The sequence below is a fragment of the Mesorhizobium sp. B2-8-5 genome, from assembly GCF_006440675.2.
GTDB lineage: Bacteria > Pseudomonadota > Alphaproteobacteria > Rhizobiales > Rhizobiaceae > Mesorhizobium.
Genome location: NZ_CP083951.1, coordinates 4,940,864 through 4,959,544, shown reverse-complemented (window position 1 = coordinate 4,959,544; position 18,681 = coordinate 4,940,864). Strand labels below are relative to the sequence as shown.

The window sequence follows — 18,681 nt, the reverse complement described above, 5'->3', positions numbered from 1 at the left end:
CAGGCGTTCTCCCGCCGGCGTCTCAATCATGCGCCTTCCACAGCAACGACTTGCGGTGTTGGTGTCTAACGCTAATCTGCTGAAGAGTTGGAGGGGGTAAAATTTCATGCTCGTGGTCTTGAACACGTGTCTCCAGCCGTTGCCGCCTCGCAATGGCTAATACCATCCTCGTCGCCCTCATCTCCGCCCTCGTCCTTGCCTGCGCTGTAGCTCTCGTCGCGATCGCGCTGCGCTGGCGCCGCAAGCGCCGCAGGGCGCGCGGCAACCCCAATGCGGCGGGCGACTATGCGCCGCGCGCAGCCTGGGGCGACAGCCGCGGAGCGCTCAACTATTCGTCCTTCGTCTTCATGGATGTCGACGGCGACGGCAAGTTCGGACAGGCCGACCGGCCGATCGCCGGCATTGTGGTAAGGGCCTATGACGAAAAGGGCGCATTCCTCGCCGCGGTGCGAACCAACAATGGCGGCTTCGCCAATTTCGTCATGTCGGCGAAGAAACATCGGGCCGTCCTGTGCGCGCCCGGAACCTACCGGTTTTCGGTCTCGGTGCCGAAAGGCTGGCGCGTGAGCACCGGCAATGAGGATCAGTCGCTGCGCCTCGACACCATGCCCGGCGCGCCGTCAGGTCTCGCCGGCGAGGACTTGCCGAAGGCGGTCGGTCTCTCGCCAGGACGCTTCATTCGCGGCAGGACCGTGACCGAAGCGGCGCTTCAGGTCATGGGCAAGGGCAGGGTGCTGGAAACCAGAGCGCTCCCGCCTGGCGAGTTCCTTGTCGGTCTCTCCTCCGACGCCGACACGCTGACGATCTCTGGATCGGGTCTCGACCGTCGCCTGGCGCTTACCCCCTATCCGGCCGATCTCGGACTTTTGCGACCGGACGCGATCGCAGCCGATGCGGCACTCGAAGCGATCGACTTCGACGCTGTCACCACCCTGCCTTTTCAGAAAATCCCCTGCGGCCATGCCGGTCTCGACTGGCGCAACCTGAACGCCCTGACGAGCCAGTACGTCAAGGACAGCGAGGGCTATCTCAACGGCAATCTCTCACGCGGCCGCGTTGCCTATACCAGCAGCGGCCACCCGGCGGAGTTTGCCGGCACGACACCCTTCGGCTTTCATTCGATTATGCTCACCGCCGCATGGCTGGCTTCGGAAGGCGAGGTCGCATTGGTCGAAAGCTGGCTCGATGACGAACTGGTCGCCAGCGACGAGATCGCGCTCTCGGCGTTGGCTCCGGTCCACTACGCACCGATGCTGAAGGCGGTGACGCGCGTGCGCATTTCCACGAAGCACTATTGGCAAGCTGTGCTGGACGGTTTGGTGCTGGTGCGCTGAATCCGCCGAAATTGCTCGACGCCGATCAAGTTGTGCGATCGTCAGGCCGAGATTGCCGGCGTCGGCCTTCGCGTATTGTCAAGAAGCGCGGGGATAACCGGTCAGATCACCGGCCCGGTTCCATTGATGGGACCTGAACCGGCGCCGTTGATTGCCGTGATGGCCGAAAGCTTGCCCTTCCTGGCGAAGGTTGGCTTCTCGTAGACTTTCTTCATATTCTCGTAGACTTTCTTCATATTCCGAGTCCCCGATACACCCAAAACAGCATGCCGGCCGACAACAAGCTGTCGGTCCAACATGCCAAGCCGGCATGTTCGATCGTAGGCCGATCAGTCCGTCGAAACCGGAGCGTTCGCCGTAACTGCCGAAAGCCTGCCCTTCCGGATGAGGTTGGGCTTCTCGTAGACCTTCTTCATAAAAAATCTCTCCAAACGCTCGCGCCAACCTGAGCAGCGCCTATGGCTGCTTCCCAGTCGGGCCTAACGATCGCTATTCCCGATGATCAACCCGGGAGGGGGTTGGAAGGGCTGTTCAATGCCGTGACTGTCGAAAGCTTGCCTTTGCGGATGAAGATAGGCTTCTCGTAAATCTTCTTCATGCTAATGGCTCTCCTGAAAATCCCCGCCGGATAATGTCATAAGAGCGTTTCCTGTCAACCAATGCGAGTGGTTGAGGTCTTTATTCTTGGGGAGTGTGGCTTTCTGCTCACGCGACCGGCTTTCAACGAAGAGAAAGACCTCAATGCCTCGAGCTAGTCGGCGGGATATTGGTCCGCCGGTCGAGTAAAGTTGAAAAGCCGGCCGTCGTTGGGCGGAAGAGCACGCCCCGAGGCCGAAGCAGATTAATCTTTCCTCGTGTGATGTCTTGCACTTAGCCTGGCAAGAAAGCTCGGCTAGGATGGCTGATGCGCCTTCCGCATTCAGGCGGGAGGAACGGGGGGTGGATGAAGCGATCGACCGACAGGCTGCTGGCGCTGGCGATGCTGATCGTCGGCATTGCCTGCTTCGCCAAGTTCTGTCTGGCGTTGGGCGGCAAGCCGCTGGCGACGGCGCGGCTGGAAGTCTTCGGCGTGGCCGGCGTGCTGTCGGTCCTTGCCGGGCTGCTTTTCCTCGCCGGCCTGCTGCCGGGCGCCGCCAGGCACGATCCGGCCGCCCCCTTGTTCGGCCGCGACGCCGAGATCGCGCCGGCCGGCCATCCGCGGCTGCGCCGTGCAGCACTCGCTTTGCCGCTTTTGGCGCTGCTCGTCATCGTCGCCGACCAGTTCGGCCCGTGGCGGACGCAGCGGCCGGATGGCGAACCGGCGAAGGAAGTCGCCGCCGCGCCGGCGGAACCGGCGCCTCGGCCATCCGAGCCGAAGCCCGAGCCGGAGGCGAGCACAAAACCAACCACGCCGGAGGCGAGCGCAAAACCGACCACGCCGGAGGCGAGCGCAAAACCAACCACGCCGGAGGCTAGCGCAAAGCCAACCGCGCCGGAGGCTAGCGCAAAGCCAACCGCGCCCGCATCCGCGCAGGAAGAAGTCGCGAAATCCGCGCCGCCGGCAGAGCCAGTTGCGGCTCCCGTTCCGCCGTCGCCGCCAGCCATCGCGCCGCAGCCTGCCCAACCGGCACAGCCCACCGAGCAGACGGCGCTCGCGCCCGCAACGCCGCCACAGATAGCGGCGCCGCCTCCACTGGCGCCTCCGGCCCAGCCGACCGCGCCGGAAGGCCACCGCGACGCCGTCGTCTGGCTGGCGGTGTCGGCCGACGGCCACGAGATCATGAGCGCAAGCACCGACCGCATGATCAAACTCTGGGACATCGACGGCAAGCGGCTGATCCGCGATCTCGGCGAGCACAAGGACATGGCGCGCAGCGCGCTTTTCATGCCCGACGGCAAGACCGCGCTGACCGCCGGCGACGACGGCGAGATCGTGCTGCGCCAGCTATCCGACGGCACGGTGCTGCACGTCTTCTCCTCAGGGGCGAACGGCGGCGTCCGGCAACTGAAGGTCAGCCAGGACGGCAAACTCGCCGTCAGCGGCCACGACACCGGTTCCGTCGTCGTCTGGGACCTGGAGAAGGGGACGGTGTCGCATGTGCTGCCGGGCCATGACTGGTCGGTGAACTCCGTCGCCATGTCGCCCGATGGCACCAGGGCGCTCACGGGCAGCATCGACGGTGAGCTGAAGCTCTGGGATATCGTTTCGGGCAAGCAACTGCGCAGTTGGCACGGCGACGACCGCGGCGCCTATGGCGCGGTCTTCCTGGCCGACGGCCACCACGCGGTGACCGGCAGCGGCGACTACACGATAAAACTCTGGGACCTCGACAGCTTCAAGGAAGTGCGACGTTTCGAGGGCCATTCCGGCACGGTCTACGCGCTGGCCCTGTCGGCCGACGGCAAGCGGCTCGGCTCCGTCTCGCTCGACGGCACGGCGCGCATCTGGAATATTGACACCGGCGCCGAGATCGCCGAGTTCGACCCCGGCACCGGTCCCATGTATTCGGTCGCCTTCGCCGCCGACGGCACGCTTCTGACCGGCGGGATCGACCGCACCATCCGCGACTGGCCGGCCGCGGGAGGCGATGGCACGGTGCTGTTCGCGGGGGCGCCAGAGTAGCATTTAATTGGAGCTATATTTCAGTTCTGCCCCAACTTGCGCTATCAACTACTGTTGGTTGCAAATGGGCGGGTGATCTTGAGCAATTTCGAATGGCCGAGTAGGTCGCAGACGGAAGTCTATAGTCCACGTCCGCCGCGTCCCGGGCCTGCCCTATGCCTCGCCCTAGTGGTGCTGGCCGGCTTCGTTCTGTTTGGGCCAGTCCTGAATTATTACCAGCAGTGGTCCGCAATAAGGAAGGCACAGGCCGCCATTCTGGCGAAGGACTATGCGGAAGAGTATCGCCAGCTTTCTTTACTGGCGAATATGGGTAATCCCGATGGCCAGTATGGTCTCGGGGGCCTGTACTGGCAGGGCCAAGGCGTCGCGCAGAATCGCCAGTTGGCTCTCTATTGGTGGCGGAAGGCTGCGGATAGAGGAAACGCCCGGGCTGCCTACGGCATCGGTCGAGCCTATTACGTCGGCGAGGGCGTGGAGAAAGACGACAAGGTTGCGGCGACTTTTGTGAGAAAAGCCGCCGACAATGAAGACCCGAACGGGCAGAGTTTGCTCGGGACGCTTTATGCGCGCGGTCACGGTGTCGATCAGGATTTCAGCAAGGCGTTCCAATGGTGGATGAAGGCCGCTGCGCGTGGCCAGGTGGACGCGCAAGCCGCTGTCGGCAACGCTTACGCTCTGGGCAGCGGCGTTGGAAAGGACGATGCTCAAGCTGTCGTCTGGTATCGCAAAGCGGCTGAGCAAGGTTACATCCCTGCGCAGTCAGCGCTAGGCTCTGCCTATTCGACGGGCAAGGGTGTTGCCAGGAGTGACACCGAGGCAGCGTCATGGTGGCTGAAGGCGGCCAAGCAGGGTGACGTTCCAAGCCAGCTGTGGGTGGCTTATGCCTACGCAAACGGCATAGGCATCGCCAGGGACGGCAAAGCCGCCGAGTTCTGGTGGCTGGCAGCTGCGAAAACAGGCAATGCCGATGCCGAGTTCAGCTTGGGTCAACTCTATTATCTCGGAGTACTGGGAAAGCCGGACTATCCGGAAGCAGCCAAATGGTTCCTGAAGGCGACGGAACACGGCAACGCCCGGGCAAAGACCTACATCGATCTTATGAGGCAAAACGGCCAGTTCGACAGCAAGACGCTGTGAGGTGCTTTGTCATTGACGCCCCGCGGCTCGAACCTAGTTCTCCTCGCATGGCGCCACGCCTGCGACGCGTGCCCGCCCGACTCACGCAAGGAGTACCTCCTTGAAACGCTTCTGGACCGGCGTTCTCATCCTCATTGTAGTCTGCCTGGCGGGTTTCGCCGCCTATGCCTGGAAGCCGGCGATCGACCCGATCGAACCGCCGCAACGCGCCTCCTTCGACCACGCGCTGATCGTGAAGGGGGCGGTGGTCGCTTCGGTCGGCAACTGCACGGCCTGCCATACCAAGCCCGGCGGAAAGTCCTTCGCCGGCGGGCTGGCGGTGCCGACGCCATTCGGTACCATCTATTCCACCAACATCACGCCGGACCCCAAGACCGGTATCGGGCGCTGGTCGGAAGCTGCCTTCAGCCGGGCGATGCGGGAAGGCGTCGAGCGCGACGGCGATCACCTTTATCCGGCCTTCCCGTTCGACCATTTCACGCTGGTCTCCGACGAGGACAACAAGGCGCTCTATGCCTATCTGATGACGCGGCATGCCGTGGAGAATCGACCTCCCGCCAATGAGCTGCCGTTCCCGCTCAACCTGCGCTTCGTGCTGGCGGGCTGGAAGCTGCTCTTCTTCGACAAGGGCGCCTATCGCGAGGATGCCTCGCAGAGCGCCGAATGGAACCGCGGTGCCTATCTCGTCGAAGGGCTTGGCCATTGCGGCGCCTGCCACACGCCGCGCAACCTGCTGGGCGCCGAGCGGAAAGGCGCGCATCTGGCAGGCGGCGAAGCAGAGGGCTGGGATGCCTTCGCGCTCGACAGATCGTCCTCCGCGCCAATCCCATGGACGCATGACAGTCTCTTTGCCTATCTACGCCAGGGCTGGCATGCCGATCACGGCGTGGCCAACGGACCGATGGCCGAGGTCACCGGCAATCTCGGCCGGCTTCCCGATACCGATATCAGCGCCATTGCCACTTACCTGGTCTCCCAAATGGGCGAGCCGGCGCCGGAGCGCGCGGCGGCAGCCGAGGACATCCGCAAGAAGCTTTCGATCGACCAGGGCGGCACGCCGATACCGGCAAGCGCCACCACCGGCAGCCCGACCAGCCGCGGCGGCGCGATCTACCAGGCGGCCTGCGCCACCTGCCATGACGGCAGCCGCCCGCAGCCCTTCGGCGGCATCGATTTCCATCTCTCCAGCACGATCGCCGCGCGCGATCCGCAAAATGCAATCAACGTCGTGCTCTTTGGCCTGCCGGCGGCGAGCGGCCGGGAGAGCCCGATCATGCCGGGCTTCGCCGCGACGCTGACCGACGATCAGGTGGCGGACCTGCTCGGCTATCTGCGCGAGGCCTATGCCCAGAAGCCGGCATGGGCGGACGCGAAAGCGAAGACCGCCGACACCAGGAGCGGCAAATACCGGGTCAGCGTCCGGCCTTCGGACGGCATCGAGCGCAGCCCGGACAATGTGGGAGCCAAGGACTGATGGTCAAGCTCAACGTCAATGGCACGTCACATGACGTCGACGTCGATCCGGCGACGCCGCTGCTCTATGTGCTGCGCAACGATCTGAAGCTCAACGGCGCCAAGTTCGGTTGCGGCCTCGGCCAGTGCGGCGCCTGCACAGTGATGGTCGACGGCAAGGCGGTCTTTTCCTGCCTGACGCCGGCCATGCTGGTCGAGGGGCGCGAGATCAAGACGGTCGAGGGCCTTGGCACCATCGACGATCCCGGCCCGATGCAAAAAGCTTTCATCGAACAACAGGCGGCGCAATGCGGCTATTGCATTGCCGGCATGATGATGCGGGCGCAGGCGCTGCTCGAGGCAAAGCCCGATGCCGCCGACGCCGACATCAGGCAGGCGCTGGAGCCCAATCTCTGTCGCTGCGGCACGCATATGCGCATCCTTCGAGCCGTGGCCCGCGCCCGCGACCTGATGCAGGGCAAGTCCGCCGGCAACATGGCGCCGGCAGCCGCCACCGGGAGGGGATGATGAACGCACCGAACCTGCTTCCCGATATCACCCGCCGCGGCTTCCTGGCGGGAGCCGGCGCGCTGGTCGTATCCTTCGCCATCCCCGCCGAGGCGCAGCAGGGCGAGGTACCGAGCGCGCCCGGCGCCCAGACGGCGAAACCCGAATTGCCCGGCAGTCTGGCTGATACGCCCTCGCTCGACGCTTGGATCCGCATCGACGCCGACGGTTCAATCACCGTCTTCACCGGCAAGGCCGAGCTTGGCCAGGGCACCAAGACGTCGCTGCGCCAGATCGCGGCCGAGGAGCTCGAGGTCGAGCCGGCGGCGATCAAACTGATCACCGCCGACACCGCGCTGACGCCGAATGAAGGCTACACCGCCGGCAGCCAGACGATCCAGAATTCAGGCACCGCCATCCGCTATGCCTCGGCGCAGGCGCGGCAGATCCTGATCGCCAAGGCCAGCGAAAAGCTCGGCGCGCCGGTCGAGGCGCTGAAGGCTGAGGCGGGAGCGGTCGTCGGCCCGAACGGCGCCAAGGCCGGTTATGGCGAACTGGTCTCGGCCGATTTCCTTCATGTCGATGCGGCGGCGGATACCAGGCTCAAGCCGCCGGCAGCCTATCGCGCGATCGGCAAGCCTTTCGCGCGCGTCGACATCCCGGCCAAGGTCACCGGCGGCGAGGCCTATGTCCAGGACATGCGCCCGCCGGGCATGGTTCATGCCCGCGTCGTGCGGCCGCCGAGCTACGGCGCGAAGCTCGCCGACTTCGCCGATGTCGCGGTCAAGGCGATGCCTGGCGTGATCGCCGTGGTGCGCGACGGCGATTTCCTCGCCGTGGTCGCCGAGCAGGAGTTCCAGGCCGTGAAGGCCATGCGCGCCATGGCCGCCGTCGCGAAGTGGCAGGAGCAGCCTGCGCTTCCCGACCCGAACGATATCTCGGCTTTCCTGGAAAAGGCCGTGTCGAAAGTCGGCACGGTGACCTCCGTCGGCGCCGACAGCGCGCCGGGAGCCAGGACGCTCCAGGCGCAATTCACGCGCGCCTACCAGATGCACGGCTCTATCGGTCCATCGAGCGCGGTGGCCATGCTCGACAATGGCCTGACGACGGTCTGGACGCATACGCAAGGCGTCTATCCCGATCGCAAGGCGATCGCCCAGATGCTCGGCGTGCCGCAGGAGAAGGTGCGCTGCATCCACACCGAGGGCTCGGGCTGCTACGGCCACAACGGCGCCGACGATGCGGCGGCCGACGCCGCGCTGATCGCGCAGAAAGTGCCGGGCAAGCCGGTGCGCGTGCAATGGATGCGCGACCAGGAGCATCTATGGGAGCCATACGGACCGGCGATGCTGACCAGGGCGAGTGCCACGCTCGACCAGAACGGCAACATCGTGAACTGGCACTACGACCTGTGGAGCAATAACCATGGCACGCGGCCGGGTTCCGCCGGATCGTTGATCGCCGGCAGGCTGATGGAACGGCATTTCCCGCCCGATCCCGCCGAGCTGCAAATCTCTCCGCTCGGCAATGGCGACCGCAACGCAATCCCGCTCTATGACGTGCCCAACCAGCGCGTGAACTGGAACTTCGTCGCCGACATGCCGGTGCGCGTGTCCGCGCTGCGCGGCCTCGGCGCCTATTGTAACGTCTTCTCCATCGAAAGCTTCATGGACGAGTTGGCGGTGGCGGCGAACGCCGATCCGGTCGAATACCGCCTGCGCCACCTGAAAGACCCGCGCGCCAAAAAGGTGATCGAGGTCGCGGCGCAAAAATTCGGCTGGTCGAAGGATGCTTTGCCGGAAGGCCGGGGCAGGGGTTTCGCCTTCGCTAAATACAAGAACCACGCCGCTTATCTGGCTGTTGCGCTGGAGGCCGATGTCGACAGCGACAGCGGCGCGATCAAGGTGTCGCGCGTCGTTGCGGCGGTCGATTGCGGGGAGGCCGTCGCCCCGGATTCGATTATCAACCAGACCGAAGGCGGCATATTGCAGTCGATGAGCTGGACGCTTTACGAGGCCGTGCATTTCGATCGAACGCGCATCTTGAGTCCGGACTGGTCAACCTATCCGATCCTGCGCTTCAGCGCGGTGCCCGACAATATCGAGGTGCAAGTCGTCGATAACCCCGGCACGCCTTATCTCGGCGTCGCCGAAGCCGCACAGGGCCCTACCGCTGGCGCCATCGCCAACGCATTCCGGAATGCGACCGGCAAGCGCATATACGATCTGCCTTACACGCGAGAGAGGGTGAAGGACGTGCTGGGGGTTTAGGGCGCTTATCTCCCCTCGAGGAAGATGTCGCCGAAGGGACAGGGGAGTTCACTGTACAAGTTACGTGCGCGCCGTCATCCTAGGTGGATAGACAAACCTACCAGTCAGCGTCCCGTCCCATCATGCTCAACCTCCACCTCGTCGAAGCCTCGATCGCCGACCTGCGCAGCGGGCTGGAAGACGGCACCGTCACCAGCGTCGAGCTGGTCGGTGCCTATCTCAACCGCATTGTGCATTACGACCGCCACGGCATCGCGCTGAACGCGGTCCCCATCCTCAATCCGAACATGTTCGAGGAGGCGGAAGCTTCGGACCGCCGCCGCCGAGAGGGCAAAGCCCTCGGCCCGCTCGACGGCATCCCTTACACCGCCAAGGACAGCTACAAGGCCAAGGGCCTGACGGTCGCCGCCGGCTCGCCCGCCTTCCAGCATCTCGTCGCCGGCGAGGACGCCTTCACCATCGCCAGGCTGCGCGCCGCCGGCGCGGTATTGATCGGCCTCACCAACATGCCGCCGATGGCCAATGGCGGCATGCAGCGCGGCGTCTATGGCCGCGCCGAGAGTCCGTACAACAAGGACTTCCTCACCGCCGCTTTCGCTTCCGGCTCGTCCAACGGCTCGGGCACGGCGACCGCCGCGTCCTTCGCCGCCTTCGGCCTCGGCGAAGAAACCTGGTCGTCCGGTCGCGCGCCCGCTTCCAACAACGCGCTGGTGGCCTACACGCCATCGCGCGGCGTGATTTCGGTGCGCGGCAACTGGCCCTTGGTGCCGACCATGGATGTGGTGGTGCCGCACACGCGGACCATTCCCGACATGCTGGAGCTGCTCGACGTGATCGTCGCCGACGATGCCGAGACGCGCGGCGATTTCTGGCGCGTGCAGCCCTGGGTGGCGATTCCGAAAACATCGGCGCTGCGGCCGGCGAGCTACGCCGCGCTTCCGCTGCAAGGCGCGCTGAAGGGCAAACGCCTCGGCGTGCCGAAAATGTATATCGGCAAGGATGATGGCGCCGACCGCCCGATCGAGACGCGCGCCTCGGTGCTGGAGCTTTGGCGTCAGGCAGCGCGCGATCTCGAAGCGCTCGGTGCTGAAGTGGTCGAGGTCGATTTCCCCGTCGTCTCCAACTACGAGCGCGACCGTCCGGGCGTGCTGTCGATGGTCGACCGTGTCCTTGTGCCGGCTGAATTCGCCGAGCGCGAGATCTGGGACCTGTCCATCTGGTCCTGGGACGATTTCCTGCGCGCCAATGCCGATCCCGCGATCCCCGATCTTGCTTCGGTCGACGGCGCAAAGATCTTTCCGCAGCCGCCGGGCACCTTGCGCGACCGTTATGGCGAGGTCGATTTCGATCTGGCGCGGTATGTCGAGCGGGCGAAGCAGGGCGTGGCGCCGCTCGCGGACATTCCCACCATCGAGGAGGGCCTGAAAGGCCTGGAGACAACGCGCCGTATCGATTTCGAGGACTGGCTCGATGCCAACCGCCTCGACGCCGTGGTGCTGCCGGCGGTCGCCGATGTCGGTCCGGCCGATGCCGACGTCGACGAGGCTTCCGCACGGCTTGCCTGGCGCAACGGCACCTGGGTCGCCAACGGCAATCTCGTGTGGCGCCATCTCGGCATCCCGACGGTGACGGTGCCGATGGGAACGATGGCCGATATCGGCATGCCGGTCGGCCTCACCTTCGCCGGCAAGGCTTATGACGACGTGGCGTTGCTGACCATCGCCGGCGATTACGAGCGGGCCACCAGACGCCGCACCGTTCCGCCGCGCACGCCGGCGCTGGCCGGCGATGTGTTCGAGGGCAGGGGCGCGGCTGCCGGCGATGCGCCGCTCACGCTGGCGCTGACCGCCGAGACGACGCGCTCCGGCGACACCGACGAGATCGGGATCGTGTTGGACGTCGGCGCGGACGAGCCGGCCGCGGTCAAGGTTCACGTCAATGGCGAGCCTGTCCTCATGCGGGCGGAGGGCAACCGCCATACCGGTCGGGTGGTCGTGCCGGTATCGACGCATCAGGGCTTCCACAGCGTCTGGCGCGGCGCCTATGGCTCGATCGTCACGGCCATCGCGCGCCCGCCCGACGGGCACTGTAAGGGAACCTTCACGATCACTGGCGGGATCGGGTGACAGGCCACCACCGATCTGGCAGAGTGACCTTAAGAGGCCGGGCTGGTCCGTTGTGTTTACTGCTCGGAGGGGGATTTGTACGCTGGCGGCTCAGTGCGATTGCGTGCCGGAGTTCGGTTCAGGCTGATCCGCATCGTCGTGGCATTGGCGGGGCTTGCCGTGGTGCTCGACGGCTGCGCCAATCCCAAGGTCATCGAAAGCGCCGTGCCCCAGGCTGCCGCGCCGAAAGCCGCAACACCGAAGCCTGCCAAAGTGGCCGTCGCCTCGCCGGCCGCCTCACCAGCGGTGGCGCCCGTTGTCGCGTCCCGGCCGTCCTGCACCGACCAGTGGAAATCCCACGGGCATACCACCCAGCCGGAGGCGCAGGCTTTCGCGAAAAACTGCCTCGCGGGGCAGGGCGCGCTGACAAAAATGGTCGATCATAAGACCGTGACGCGCAAGCTGGCCTACCTGATCGATGCCGAAAAGCCGCTGAGCGGTCTCGAGCCTTCCGACATAGGGGTTTTCTGCCCCGGCTATCTGCGCCAGGACCGCGGCGGCCGCGCCGTGTTCTGGCGTACGCTGCTTGCCGACCTGGTCAGCGCGGAATCCGTCAACAGCAGCTCCGCCGCCTATTGGGAAGAGGACCAGGACCAGTATTCGATCGGCCTGCTGCAATTGTCGCTTTCGGACGAGCAGAGATACCATTGCGGCTTCAAGTCGGAGGTCGACATCACCGATCCCGACCGCAACCTTGCCTGCGGCGTCAAGATCGTGACGATGCTGGTCGGCGCCGACGGTGCGCTCGGCGGTGGCCAGGGCACTGAAATGAAGGGCATCGGCGCCTACTGGCAGAATTTGCGCCGGCCTTCCGAAATGCGCGGCAAGCTGATCGCCGCCACCCGCGCGATTCCGCAATGCGTGGCCGACCCGAGGAATGCCTAGGCGGATAGCAGGACGATTGGCGGCACAGACCGGCGAGGCGCGTTATCTCCCCTCTTGTGGGGGAGAAGGATGCGGCGCTACTCCAGCCAGTCCACCACTAGCGCCATCACACCGAACACCGCGCCGGCCGCGCACACCGCGTTCCAGCCGCCCCAGGCCCAGGCAATGCCGGCCAGCAGCGAGCCGATTGCGCCGCCGATGAAGAAGATGCCGACGAACAGCCCGTTGATGCGGCCACGTGCCTTCGGCTGCAAAAGATTGACGGCACGGCGGCCCAGCGTCTGCTCGCCGACGACGCCGATATCGAGCAGCACCGCGCTTGCCCTATCAGCACCAACGGCAGCCATGCGCCACCGGCCTCGACGGCCCCGGCCGTGGATGGTGCGTTTCGGCCCTGTCTTGTTCTTGACCCATCCCCCACCCACGCTATCTTCGCCGCCATGCCAGAGACCGCCCCCTCCGCCGCTGCGCCGCTGATCGTCATCGATCTGCAGACCAACATGTTCGACGGCCGTTTCGAGCCGCCGATCCACGACGCCGACACGATCGCCGAGCGCGCCCGCAGGCTGATCGACTGGGCGCGGCGTTCCGGCCGCAAGGTGGCGTTCATCCGCCATGACGGGCCGGAGGGCGACCCGCTGGCGCCGGGCGCTTCCGGCTGGCCGGTATGGCCGCTGCTCGGCCAGGCCGCCGACGAACCGACCTTCGGCAAAAGCGTCGGCAACGCCTTCTCCAACCCAGACCTCGCCGAATGGGTGGCGGGGCAGGGTGCTGACGACGTCGTGCTTCTTGGCGCCCAGACCGATTTCTGCGTCGCCGCTACCGTGAAGGGAGCCTTCGCCGAGGGGCTTGGGGTCACCGTGGTCTCCGACGCGCATTCGACGCTGGATTCACTGAAGGAGAAGGCGCCCGATATCATCGCTCGCCACAACGAGGCCTTCGAGGGGCAGGGCGCGCGGATGACGACCACGGCGGAGCTGGTTGGGAGTTGAGCGCTTTCTTCCTTCTCCCCTTGTGGAGCACCCCTATCCGTGGCCTTCGGCGACACCTTCTCCCGCAAGGGGAAAAGGAATAACCCAACCCAAGGAGCCTATCTTGCCCACCCTCGATCTTCCCGCCGAAGGCGGCTGCCGCTGCGGCCGCGTGCGCCTGAAGATTTCGGCAAAGCCGCTGCTCACCATGGCCTGCCATTGCACCGGCTGCCAGTCGATGTCGTCCAGCGCCTATTCGCTGAGCGCGGCAATCCCCTCGGAAGGTTTCGAGGTGACCAAGGGCGAGCCGGTGGTCGGCGGCCTGCATGGCGCATCGAAACACTATTTCTGCGGCTATTGCATGACCTGGATGTTCACCCGACCGGAAGGGATCGACTGGTTCGTCAACCTGCGCCCGACCATGCTCGACGAGCATGCCTGGTTCGCGCCCTTCATCGAGACCTGGACCAGTGAGAAATTGCCCTGGGCGACGACATCGGCCGCGCACAGCTACCAAGCGCTGCCGTCCTTCGAGGAATATGAGCCGCTGGTCGCCGAATACGCCGGCACGCAAGGCTGACCAAAAGCGGGGCCGGTCAAAAAAGCGGCGAGGTCGCCGTTGCCATTTCCGTTCATGGTCGACGCGGCCGTTGGGGGCGCATTGTTGGGGATGTGCTTGGGCGTCCGCGTCGACCACGGCGGCCTCATACCGCAGACTGCATCATGGCACATTTGCCGCCCGCTGAAACTTCCGCGAAAACGGTATATGGCGGCTCTTTCCTTCTCCCTTTTTGGGAGAAGGTGGCCGAGCGAAGCTCGGTCGGATGAGGAGTGTTCCAGCCTGGCGATATCGCTTGCTCAGCCGTGGCCGTGCGGCCCCCACCGGCGCCTCATTCCTTCCAGCAACCGTCTCGGCGCTGCGCGCCGATCCGCCTTCTCCCACAAGGGGGCCCGCAAGGGGGAGAAGGCGAAGGCGAAACACTTTCTCCCTCGATCCGCATTGACCTGGTCCGCCCGGCCGGCGACGACTGAGGCTTTCCTTTTCAATGGATTGCATCGTGGACCAGACTCATTTTCTCAACGCCAGGCTTGCCGACGGCACGGTCGCTGACCTCGCCGTCGCCGGCGGCCGTTTCAGCGCCATCGTGCCTGCAGCCAATGCGACGACGCCGCCGGCTGGCGCCATCGATCTCGCCGGCCAACTCGTGCTGCCGGCTTTCGTCGAGGGTCATATCCATCTCGACACCTCCTTCTATGGCGATGCCTGGCGCCCGCACATTCCCTGCACCAATGGTTTTGACGTGCGCGAGCGGGTCGCCTTCCAGATGCGCAATCTCGAGCAGGCCGCGCCGATGGAAGAGCGCGCGAAAAGCCAGCTCGAGCTCTGCGTCGGCAATGGCAGCCTTACCATGCGCAGCCATGTCATGGTCGACGCCGCGGTCGGGCTGAAGCATGTCGAGACGATCCTTGGCGTGCGGGAGAAATACCGCGACTTGATCGACATCCAACTCGTCGCCTTCCCGCAGAGCGGCATTCTGTCCTCGCCAGGCACCGCGGAGCTGCTCGACGAGGCGCTCAAGCTCGGCTGCGACCTGATCGGCGGGCTCGATCCGGCAAGCTTCGACCGCGATGTGAAAGGCCATCTCGATGTCGTCTTCGGCCTTGCCGAAAAGCACGGCGCCGGCGTCGACATCCACCTGCATGACCGCGGCACGCTTGGCCTGTTCGAGATCGAGGAGATCGTCGCCCGGACCGCGGCACTGGGCATGCAGGGAAAAGTCGCCGTCAGCCACGCCTACGGGTTGGGCGACATCTCCGCCGATGCGTTGGCCGGAGCCGGCGAGCGGATCGCTGCCGCCGGCGTCGCCATCATGACCAACGCGCCCGGCGATCATCCTTTCCCGCCGGTGGCCGCGCTGCGCAAGGCGGGCGTCACGGTCTTCGCCGGCTCCGACAACATCCGCGATTCGTGGTGGCCCTATGGCGATGGCGACATGCTCAACCGCGCCAACATGATCGGCTACCGCTCCGGCTTCTACGAGGACCGGGAACTGGAAGCCGCTTACGACGTGGTGAGCCATGCCGGCGCCAAGGCGCTCGGGCTCGAGGGCTACAACATCGCCGTCGGCGCCAAGGCGGATTTCGTCGCGCTGAAGGCAGAGCATGTCCCGGAAGCGGTGGTCGCTGTGCCGAAGGAGCGCACCGTCTATCGCGCGGGCAGGGAAGTGGCGCGAGGCGGGAAGGTGGCGGCGTAGGACGTCGTCTCCTGGAAGGCGGGCCTTCGCTTGACAACGTCTATTCGGATGCCGCACGTTTCCGTGCAGCTTGGGGACTTGGCCATGAAGAAAGAATATTCAAAGCCGACGCTCGTCCGTAAAGGCCGGCTCTCGGCGCGGACCGCGCAGCAGGCCGGATCGGATTCGCAGGCGCCGGAGTAAAGCGCGCCGTTCCTCTCGGCTGAATGTATCGGCGATAAGACCAAGCGTCCGACATTGCAGGCACGCAGTCCGGCGACTGGCGCGCCGCCGCATGGTCGATCCCACAAATTAGTTTGCATGCATATGTTTCAAGCCCCTCCGGTTTCGTGAAGCATTTCACCGTTCGCGCGCAATCCACCGGTTACAGACGCATCGCAAAAGCGGCACCGGGAAGAGGCGGCACCGGTTTTCCGCCGCTGATCTATGGAGATTTCCATGTTCAAAAGTCTTAACCGAATCCGCGCCGCCTTCGAGCGGGCCAGCAAGCGCCGCCGCACGACGCGTCAGCTGAACGAACTGCCGGCGGAGGTCCAAAAGGACATTGGCTGGCCGGAACAGTCGAACCACCTCGACGAGATCCGGTTGCCGTTCTGATCGCGGCCGCCTGCGGGCACTGGCAGACGGATCGGGGGTTGCTATCCCAGCCACCACCATAAACCGCCGACCGCCAGCGCGATCAGGACCGCAACGCCGGCAAGCATCAGATAGGATCCCATGATCATCTCGTTGATGATCTTCTTGATGCTGGCGCGGTCGTTGAGATTGGGGAAGGGCTCGTTGGGCAGCGCGACCCCGAGGAAATCGCAAAGCGGCGCCCAGCCGTCGCTGACCTTGAACACCAAAAGCTTCTCCGGCGGCACCGCCGCCTTCACCTCGTCGATATAGGAATTGTAGCGCGCCACCGCTTTATCGCGGTCGTTCATCACGCCCTTCAGCGTTCGGCCCCAGATCAGCTTGCGCGACATATCGCCGAACTTGCGGCCGAAGGGTGTGAGCCATTCCAGCACTTTAAATTGCCAGACGTTCTCGGTGAAGTAGATCGTGTCGATTGTGCTGTCATACCAGGCTTCGCCTCCGCGCGGATGCAGCGTCAACAGCACTTTAGCGTCGGGATAAGCGGCCATCAGCTCGCGCCACACGCAGCAGCCCGGATTGTCGACGGTCGCCCGGTAGTTGGAAAAGACCCGGTTCCAGTCGTGCTGGCTGCCCGGCGGGCTATTCGCCACCTTGCGCCAGAAGTCGAGGTGGCCCTTGTTGGCCTTGTTGATGATGACTTCCTGCATATGGTAGCTCGGAAAGCCCAGCCGGTTCAGCGCGGCGAAAGTCGACCACGTGCCGGTGCGGCCGAAACCGGCCCCGATGACTTCGAGTGTCATGCGCGTCCCCCCTTGGTCCGGATTGATTTTCTCTCGGCTTCCGGTTCTTTGGCCGTGATCGTGCGCCCGGCCGGCCGATCGCGCAATGGCTTTCCATTAGCGTCGCACAAGTTTTGTGGACCAAATGTCGCCTGGACGATGCGCCATGGCCGTTTTGTGTATTCACGCGAAAGGCGCGGCCTGATAATAGGTCAACCAAGCTGACCTAAATAAGCACTGCGGGAGGTGCGCCTTGACCCTGTTGAATCTTCTGGCCTCGCGCTCCTCGCGCATGAAGGCTTCGGAAATCCGCGAGCTGTTGAAGCTGCTCGACCAGCCGGACATCATCTCCTTCGCCGGCGGCATTCCCGACCCGTCGCTGTTTCCGGCCGAAGCCATCGCCGATGCCTACCAGGCTGTGCTGGGCGGCAAGGAGGCGGGGGCCGCGCTGCAGTACCAGGTCAGCGAAGGTTTCCTGCCGCTGCGCAAATGGCTGGCCGGTGAAATGGGCAAGCTCGGTGTCCCGTGCGACGAGGGCAACATCTTCATCACCTCCGGCTCGCAGCAGGGGCTCGACTATCTCGGCAAGCTGTTCCTGTCGCCCGGCGACACGGCCTTGGTCACCTGGCCGACCTATCTCGGCGCGCTGCAGGCCTTCAACGCCTACGAGCCGCGCTACGACCGGCTCAACCCGGCCGGCGGCAACATGACGCCGGAGGCTTATTGCGCCGCGGCGGCCGCCCCCTCTGCTTTTTCCAAAGGGGGCGGCAAGGTGAAGTTCGCCTATCTGGTGCCGGATTTCGCCAACCCGACCGGCAACACGCTGGACGCCAAGCAGCGCGAGGCGGTGCTCGACCTTGCCGGCGAACTCGACATCGCCGTCATCGAGGACGCGGCCTACCGCGCGCTGCGCTATGACGGCGAAGGCGTGCCGCCGATCCTGGCGCTCGACTGCGCCCGCTCCGGCGGCATCGATCATGCGCGCACGCTCTATTGCGGCTCGTTTTCGAAGATACTGTCGCCCGGCATGCGCGTCGGCTGGGTCTGCGCGCCGCGCCATGTCGTGGAAAAGCTGGTGCTGATGAAGCAGGCATCCGACCTGCACAGCCCCTCGATCAACCAGATCGTCATGCACCGGGTCGCCGAGACCATCTTCGATGCCCAGGTGGACAAGCTGATCGGCGCCTACCGCAAGCGCCGGGACGCGCTGCTTTCGGCGCTGGAAGCCAACATGCCCGACGGTATTTCCTGGAGCCGCCCGGACGGCGGCATGTTCGTCTGGCTGACGCTGCCGGATGGCGCTGACGCCACCGAACTTTTGGCGCGCTCGGTCAAGGATGCGCGCGTCGCCTTCGTGCCGGGCAACGCCTTCTACGCCGACGGCACCGGCCGCAACACGCTGCGCATGTCGTTCACCCTTGCCGACGACCGCGCGGTGAACGAAGGCGTGCCGAGACTGGCGAAGCTGCTGCGGGGGTAAGCCGGCTATCACCTCATTCTCGCGCAGGCGTGATTGGTAGTGCGCAGCCGTGATTGTCCGCGGGGCCGATTCCTCGGCTAGTGTCGCTACCGATCCAACACCCCCTGGATCGACCCGACCTTGGGGTCCCACCTCCATGGTCCGAACGAAGAGCCCCGACGGCCTCCACCGGCGGGGCTTTTTTTGTTGTCCAGGCAGGCGGTCGCGGCAGCTTGCCCTTTTTCGGGCCGCTTTTCCGCTACGCTGCGTTCTTCAGGGAGGATCA

15 protein-coding genes and 1 pseudogene are annotated in these 18,681 nt (G+C 65.0%); 13 read left to right on the top strand and 3 right to left on the bottom strand.

The genetic code is table 11. The annotated features are described in order from the left end of the window. The first annotated feature begins 152 nt into the window (after nucleotides 1-152). The gene (locus FJ430_RS24415; protein ID WP_140710036.1) at nucleotides 153-1,334 is read left to right on the top strand and encodes a hypothetical protein; all 1,182 of its coding nucleotides are present in this window, start codon (nucleotides 153-155) and stop codon (nucleotides 1,332-1,334) included. A 101-nt stretch (nucleotides 1,335-1,435) separates the two neighbouring features. On the opposite strand, the gene FJ430_RS24410 is transcribed toward FJ430_RS24415, so the two are convergent. Next, on the bottom strand, nucleotides 1,436-1,570 hold the full coding sequence (locus FJ430_RS24410; RefSeq protein WP_413467799.1) for a putative RiPP precursor: 135 nt from the start codon (nucleotides 1,568-1,570) through the stop codon (nucleotides 1,436-1,438). A gap of 707 nt (nucleotides 1,571-2,277) precedes the next feature. On the opposite strand from FJ430_RS24410, the gene FJ430_RS24395 reads away from it, so the two are divergent. From FJ430_RS24395 to FJ430_RS24365, 7 genes are all read left to right on the top strand, one after another. After that, nucleotides 2,278-3,936, top strand: a complete 1,659-nt coding sequence (locus tag FJ430_RS24395; RefSeq protein WP_140710038.1) for a WD40 repeat domain-containing protein — start codon at nucleotides 2,278-2,280, stop codon at nucleotides 3,934-3,936. A gap of 168 nt (nucleotides 3,937-4,104) precedes the next feature. After that, nucleotides 4,105-5,073 carry an SEL1-like repeat protein gene (locus FJ430_RS24390; RefSeq protein ID WP_140710040.1) on the top strand — a complete coding sequence of 323 codons (969 nt, stop codon included), beginning with the start codon at nucleotides 4,105-4,107 and terminating at the stop codon, nucleotides 5,071-5,073. 100 nt (nucleotides 5,074-5,173) lie between these two features. Continuing rightward, the gene (locus FJ430_RS24385) at nucleotides 5,174-6,547 is read left to right on the top strand and encodes a c-type cytochrome (RefSeq protein WP_140710042.1); all 1,374 of its coding nucleotides are present in this window, start codon (nucleotides 5,174-5,176) and stop codon (nucleotides 6,545-6,547) included. Continuing rightward, nucleotides 6,547-7,053, top strand: a complete 507-nt coding sequence (locus FJ430_RS24380; protein ID WP_140710044.1) for a (2Fe-2S)-binding protein — start codon at nucleotides 6,547-6,549, stop codon at nucleotides 7,051-7,053. The genes FJ430_RS24385 and FJ430_RS24380 overlap by 1 nt, the downstream gene beginning before the upstream one ends. Next, complete coding sequence (locus FJ430_RS24375; protein WP_140710046.1) at nucleotides 7,053-9,302, top strand: xanthine dehydrogenase family protein molybdopterin-binding subunit; 2,250 nt, start codon at nucleotides 7,053-7,055, stop codon at nucleotides 9,300-9,302. Before FJ430_RS24380 ends, FJ430_RS24375 begins: the two co-directional genes overlap by 1 nt. Before the next feature lie 122 nt (nucleotides 9,303-9,424). After that, entirely contained in the window at nucleotides 9,425-11,428 is a 2,004-nt protein-coding gene (locus FJ430_RS24370) for an amidase (RefSeq protein WP_140710048.1), read from the top strand. Nucleotides 11,429-11,527: 99 nt separating this feature from the next. Next, nucleotides 11,528-12,352, top strand: a complete 825-nt coding sequence (locus FJ430_RS24365; protein ID WP_140710050.1) for a hypothetical protein — start codon at nucleotides 11,528-11,530, stop codon at nucleotides 12,350-12,352. Nucleotides 12,353-12,429: 77 nt separating this feature from the next. Here FJ430_RS24365 and FJ430_RS24360 read toward each other — a convergent pair. Further along, a pseudogene (locus FJ430_RS24360) lies at nucleotides 12,430-12,692 on the bottom strand (MFS transporter); the annotation flags it as partial. A 100-nt stretch (nucleotides 12,693-12,792) separates the two neighbouring features. On the opposite strand from FJ430_RS24360, the gene FJ430_RS24355 reads away from it, so the two are divergent. The 4 genes from FJ430_RS24355 (at nucleotide 12,793) to FJ430_RS24340 (ending at nucleotide 16,175) form a co-directional block, all read left to right on the top strand. Further along, the gene (locus FJ430_RS24355) at nucleotides 12,793-13,344 is read left to right on the top strand and encodes an isochorismatase family protein (RefSeq protein WP_140645491.1); all 552 of its coding nucleotides are present in this window, start codon (nucleotides 12,793-12,795) and stop codon (nucleotides 13,342-13,344) included. Between the two features lie 103 nt (nucleotides 13,345-13,447). Beyond that, a complete protein-coding gene (locus FJ430_RS24350; protein ID WP_140645492.1) occupies nucleotides 13,448-13,903 on the top strand; it encodes a GFA family protein in 456 nt (151 codons plus the stop codon). A gap of 466 nt (nucleotides 13,904-14,369) precedes the next feature. Further along, nucleotides 14,370-15,578, top strand: coding sequence for an amidohydrolase family protein (locus FJ430_RS24345; RefSeq protein ID WP_140710052.1), 1,209 nt, complete (start codon nucleotides 14,370-14,372; stop codon nucleotides 15,576-15,578). 438 nt (nucleotides 15,579-16,016) lie between these two features. Beyond that, a complete protein-coding gene (locus FJ430_RS24340) occupies nucleotides 16,017-16,175 on the top strand; it encodes a hypothetical protein (RefSeq protein ID WP_226891875.1) in 159 nt (52 codons plus the stop codon). Nucleotides 16,176-16,216: 41 nt separating this feature from the next. Here FJ430_RS24340 and FJ430_RS24335 read toward each other — a convergent pair whose 3' ends face one another. Continuing rightward, nucleotides 16,217-16,957: a sulfotransferase family protein gene (locus FJ430_RS24335; RefSeq protein WP_140645495.1), complete on the bottom strand. Its 741-nt coding sequence runs from the start codon at nucleotides 16,955-16,957 to the stop codon at nucleotides 16,217-16,219. A 271-nt stretch (nucleotides 16,958-17,228) separates the two neighbouring features. Between FJ430_RS24335 and FJ430_RS24330 the strand changes: the two genes are divergently transcribed. Then, the gene (locus tag FJ430_RS24330; protein ID WP_181175562.1) at nucleotides 17,229-18,416 is read left to right on the top strand and encodes a PLP-dependent aminotransferase family protein; all 1,188 of its coding nucleotides are present in this window, start codon (nucleotides 17,229-17,231) and stop codon (nucleotides 18,414-18,416) included. Nucleotides 18,417-18,681 lie beyond the last annotated feature (265 nt).

Bases quoted from the DNA above. Each gene is read 5' to 3' on its own strand.
- FJ430_RS24380 (WP_140710044.1), top strand. From the start codon at position 6,547: ATGGTCAAGCTCAACGTCAATGGCACGTCACATGACGTCGACGTCGAT.
- FJ430_RS24330 (WP_181175562.1), top strand. From the start codon at position 17,229: ATGAAGGCTTCGGAAATCCGCGAGCTGTTGAAGCTGCTCGACCAGCCG.
- FJ430_RS24355 (WP_140645491.1), top strand. From the start codon at position 12,793: ATGCCAGAGACCGCCCCCTCCGCCGCTGCGCCGCTGATCGTCATCGAT.
- FJ430_RS24375 (WP_140710046.1), top strand. From the start codon at position 7,053: ATGAACGCACCGAACCTGCTTCCCGATATCACCCGCCGCGGCTTCCTG.
- FJ430_RS24345 (WP_140710052.1), top strand. From the start codon at position 14,370: ATGGATTGCATCGTGGACCAGACTCATTTTCTCAACGCCAGGCTTGCC.
- FJ430_RS24340 (WP_226891875.1), top strand. From the start codon at position 16,017: ATGTTCAAAAGTCTTAACCGAATCCGCGCCGCCTTCGAGCGGGCCAGC.
- FJ430_RS24395 (WP_140710038.1), top strand. From the start codon at position 2,278: ATGAAGCGATCGACCGACAGGCTGCTGGCGCTGGCGATGCTGATCGTC.
- FJ430_RS24415 (WP_140710036.1), top strand. From the start codon at position 153: ATGGCTAATACCATCCTCGTCGCCCTCATCTCCGCCCTCGTCCTTGCC.
- FJ430_RS24410 (WP_413467799.1), bottom strand. From the start codon at position 1,570: ATGAAGAAAGTCTACGAGAATATGAAGAAAGTCTACGAGAAGCCAACC.
- FJ430_RS24335 (WP_140645495.1), bottom strand. From the start codon at position 16,957: ATGACACTCGAAGTCATCGGGGCCGGTTTCGGCCGCACCGGCACGTGG.
- FJ430_RS24370 (WP_140710048.1), top strand. From the start codon at position 9,425: ATGCTCAACCTCCACCTCGTCGAAGCCTCGATCGCCGACCTGCGCAGC.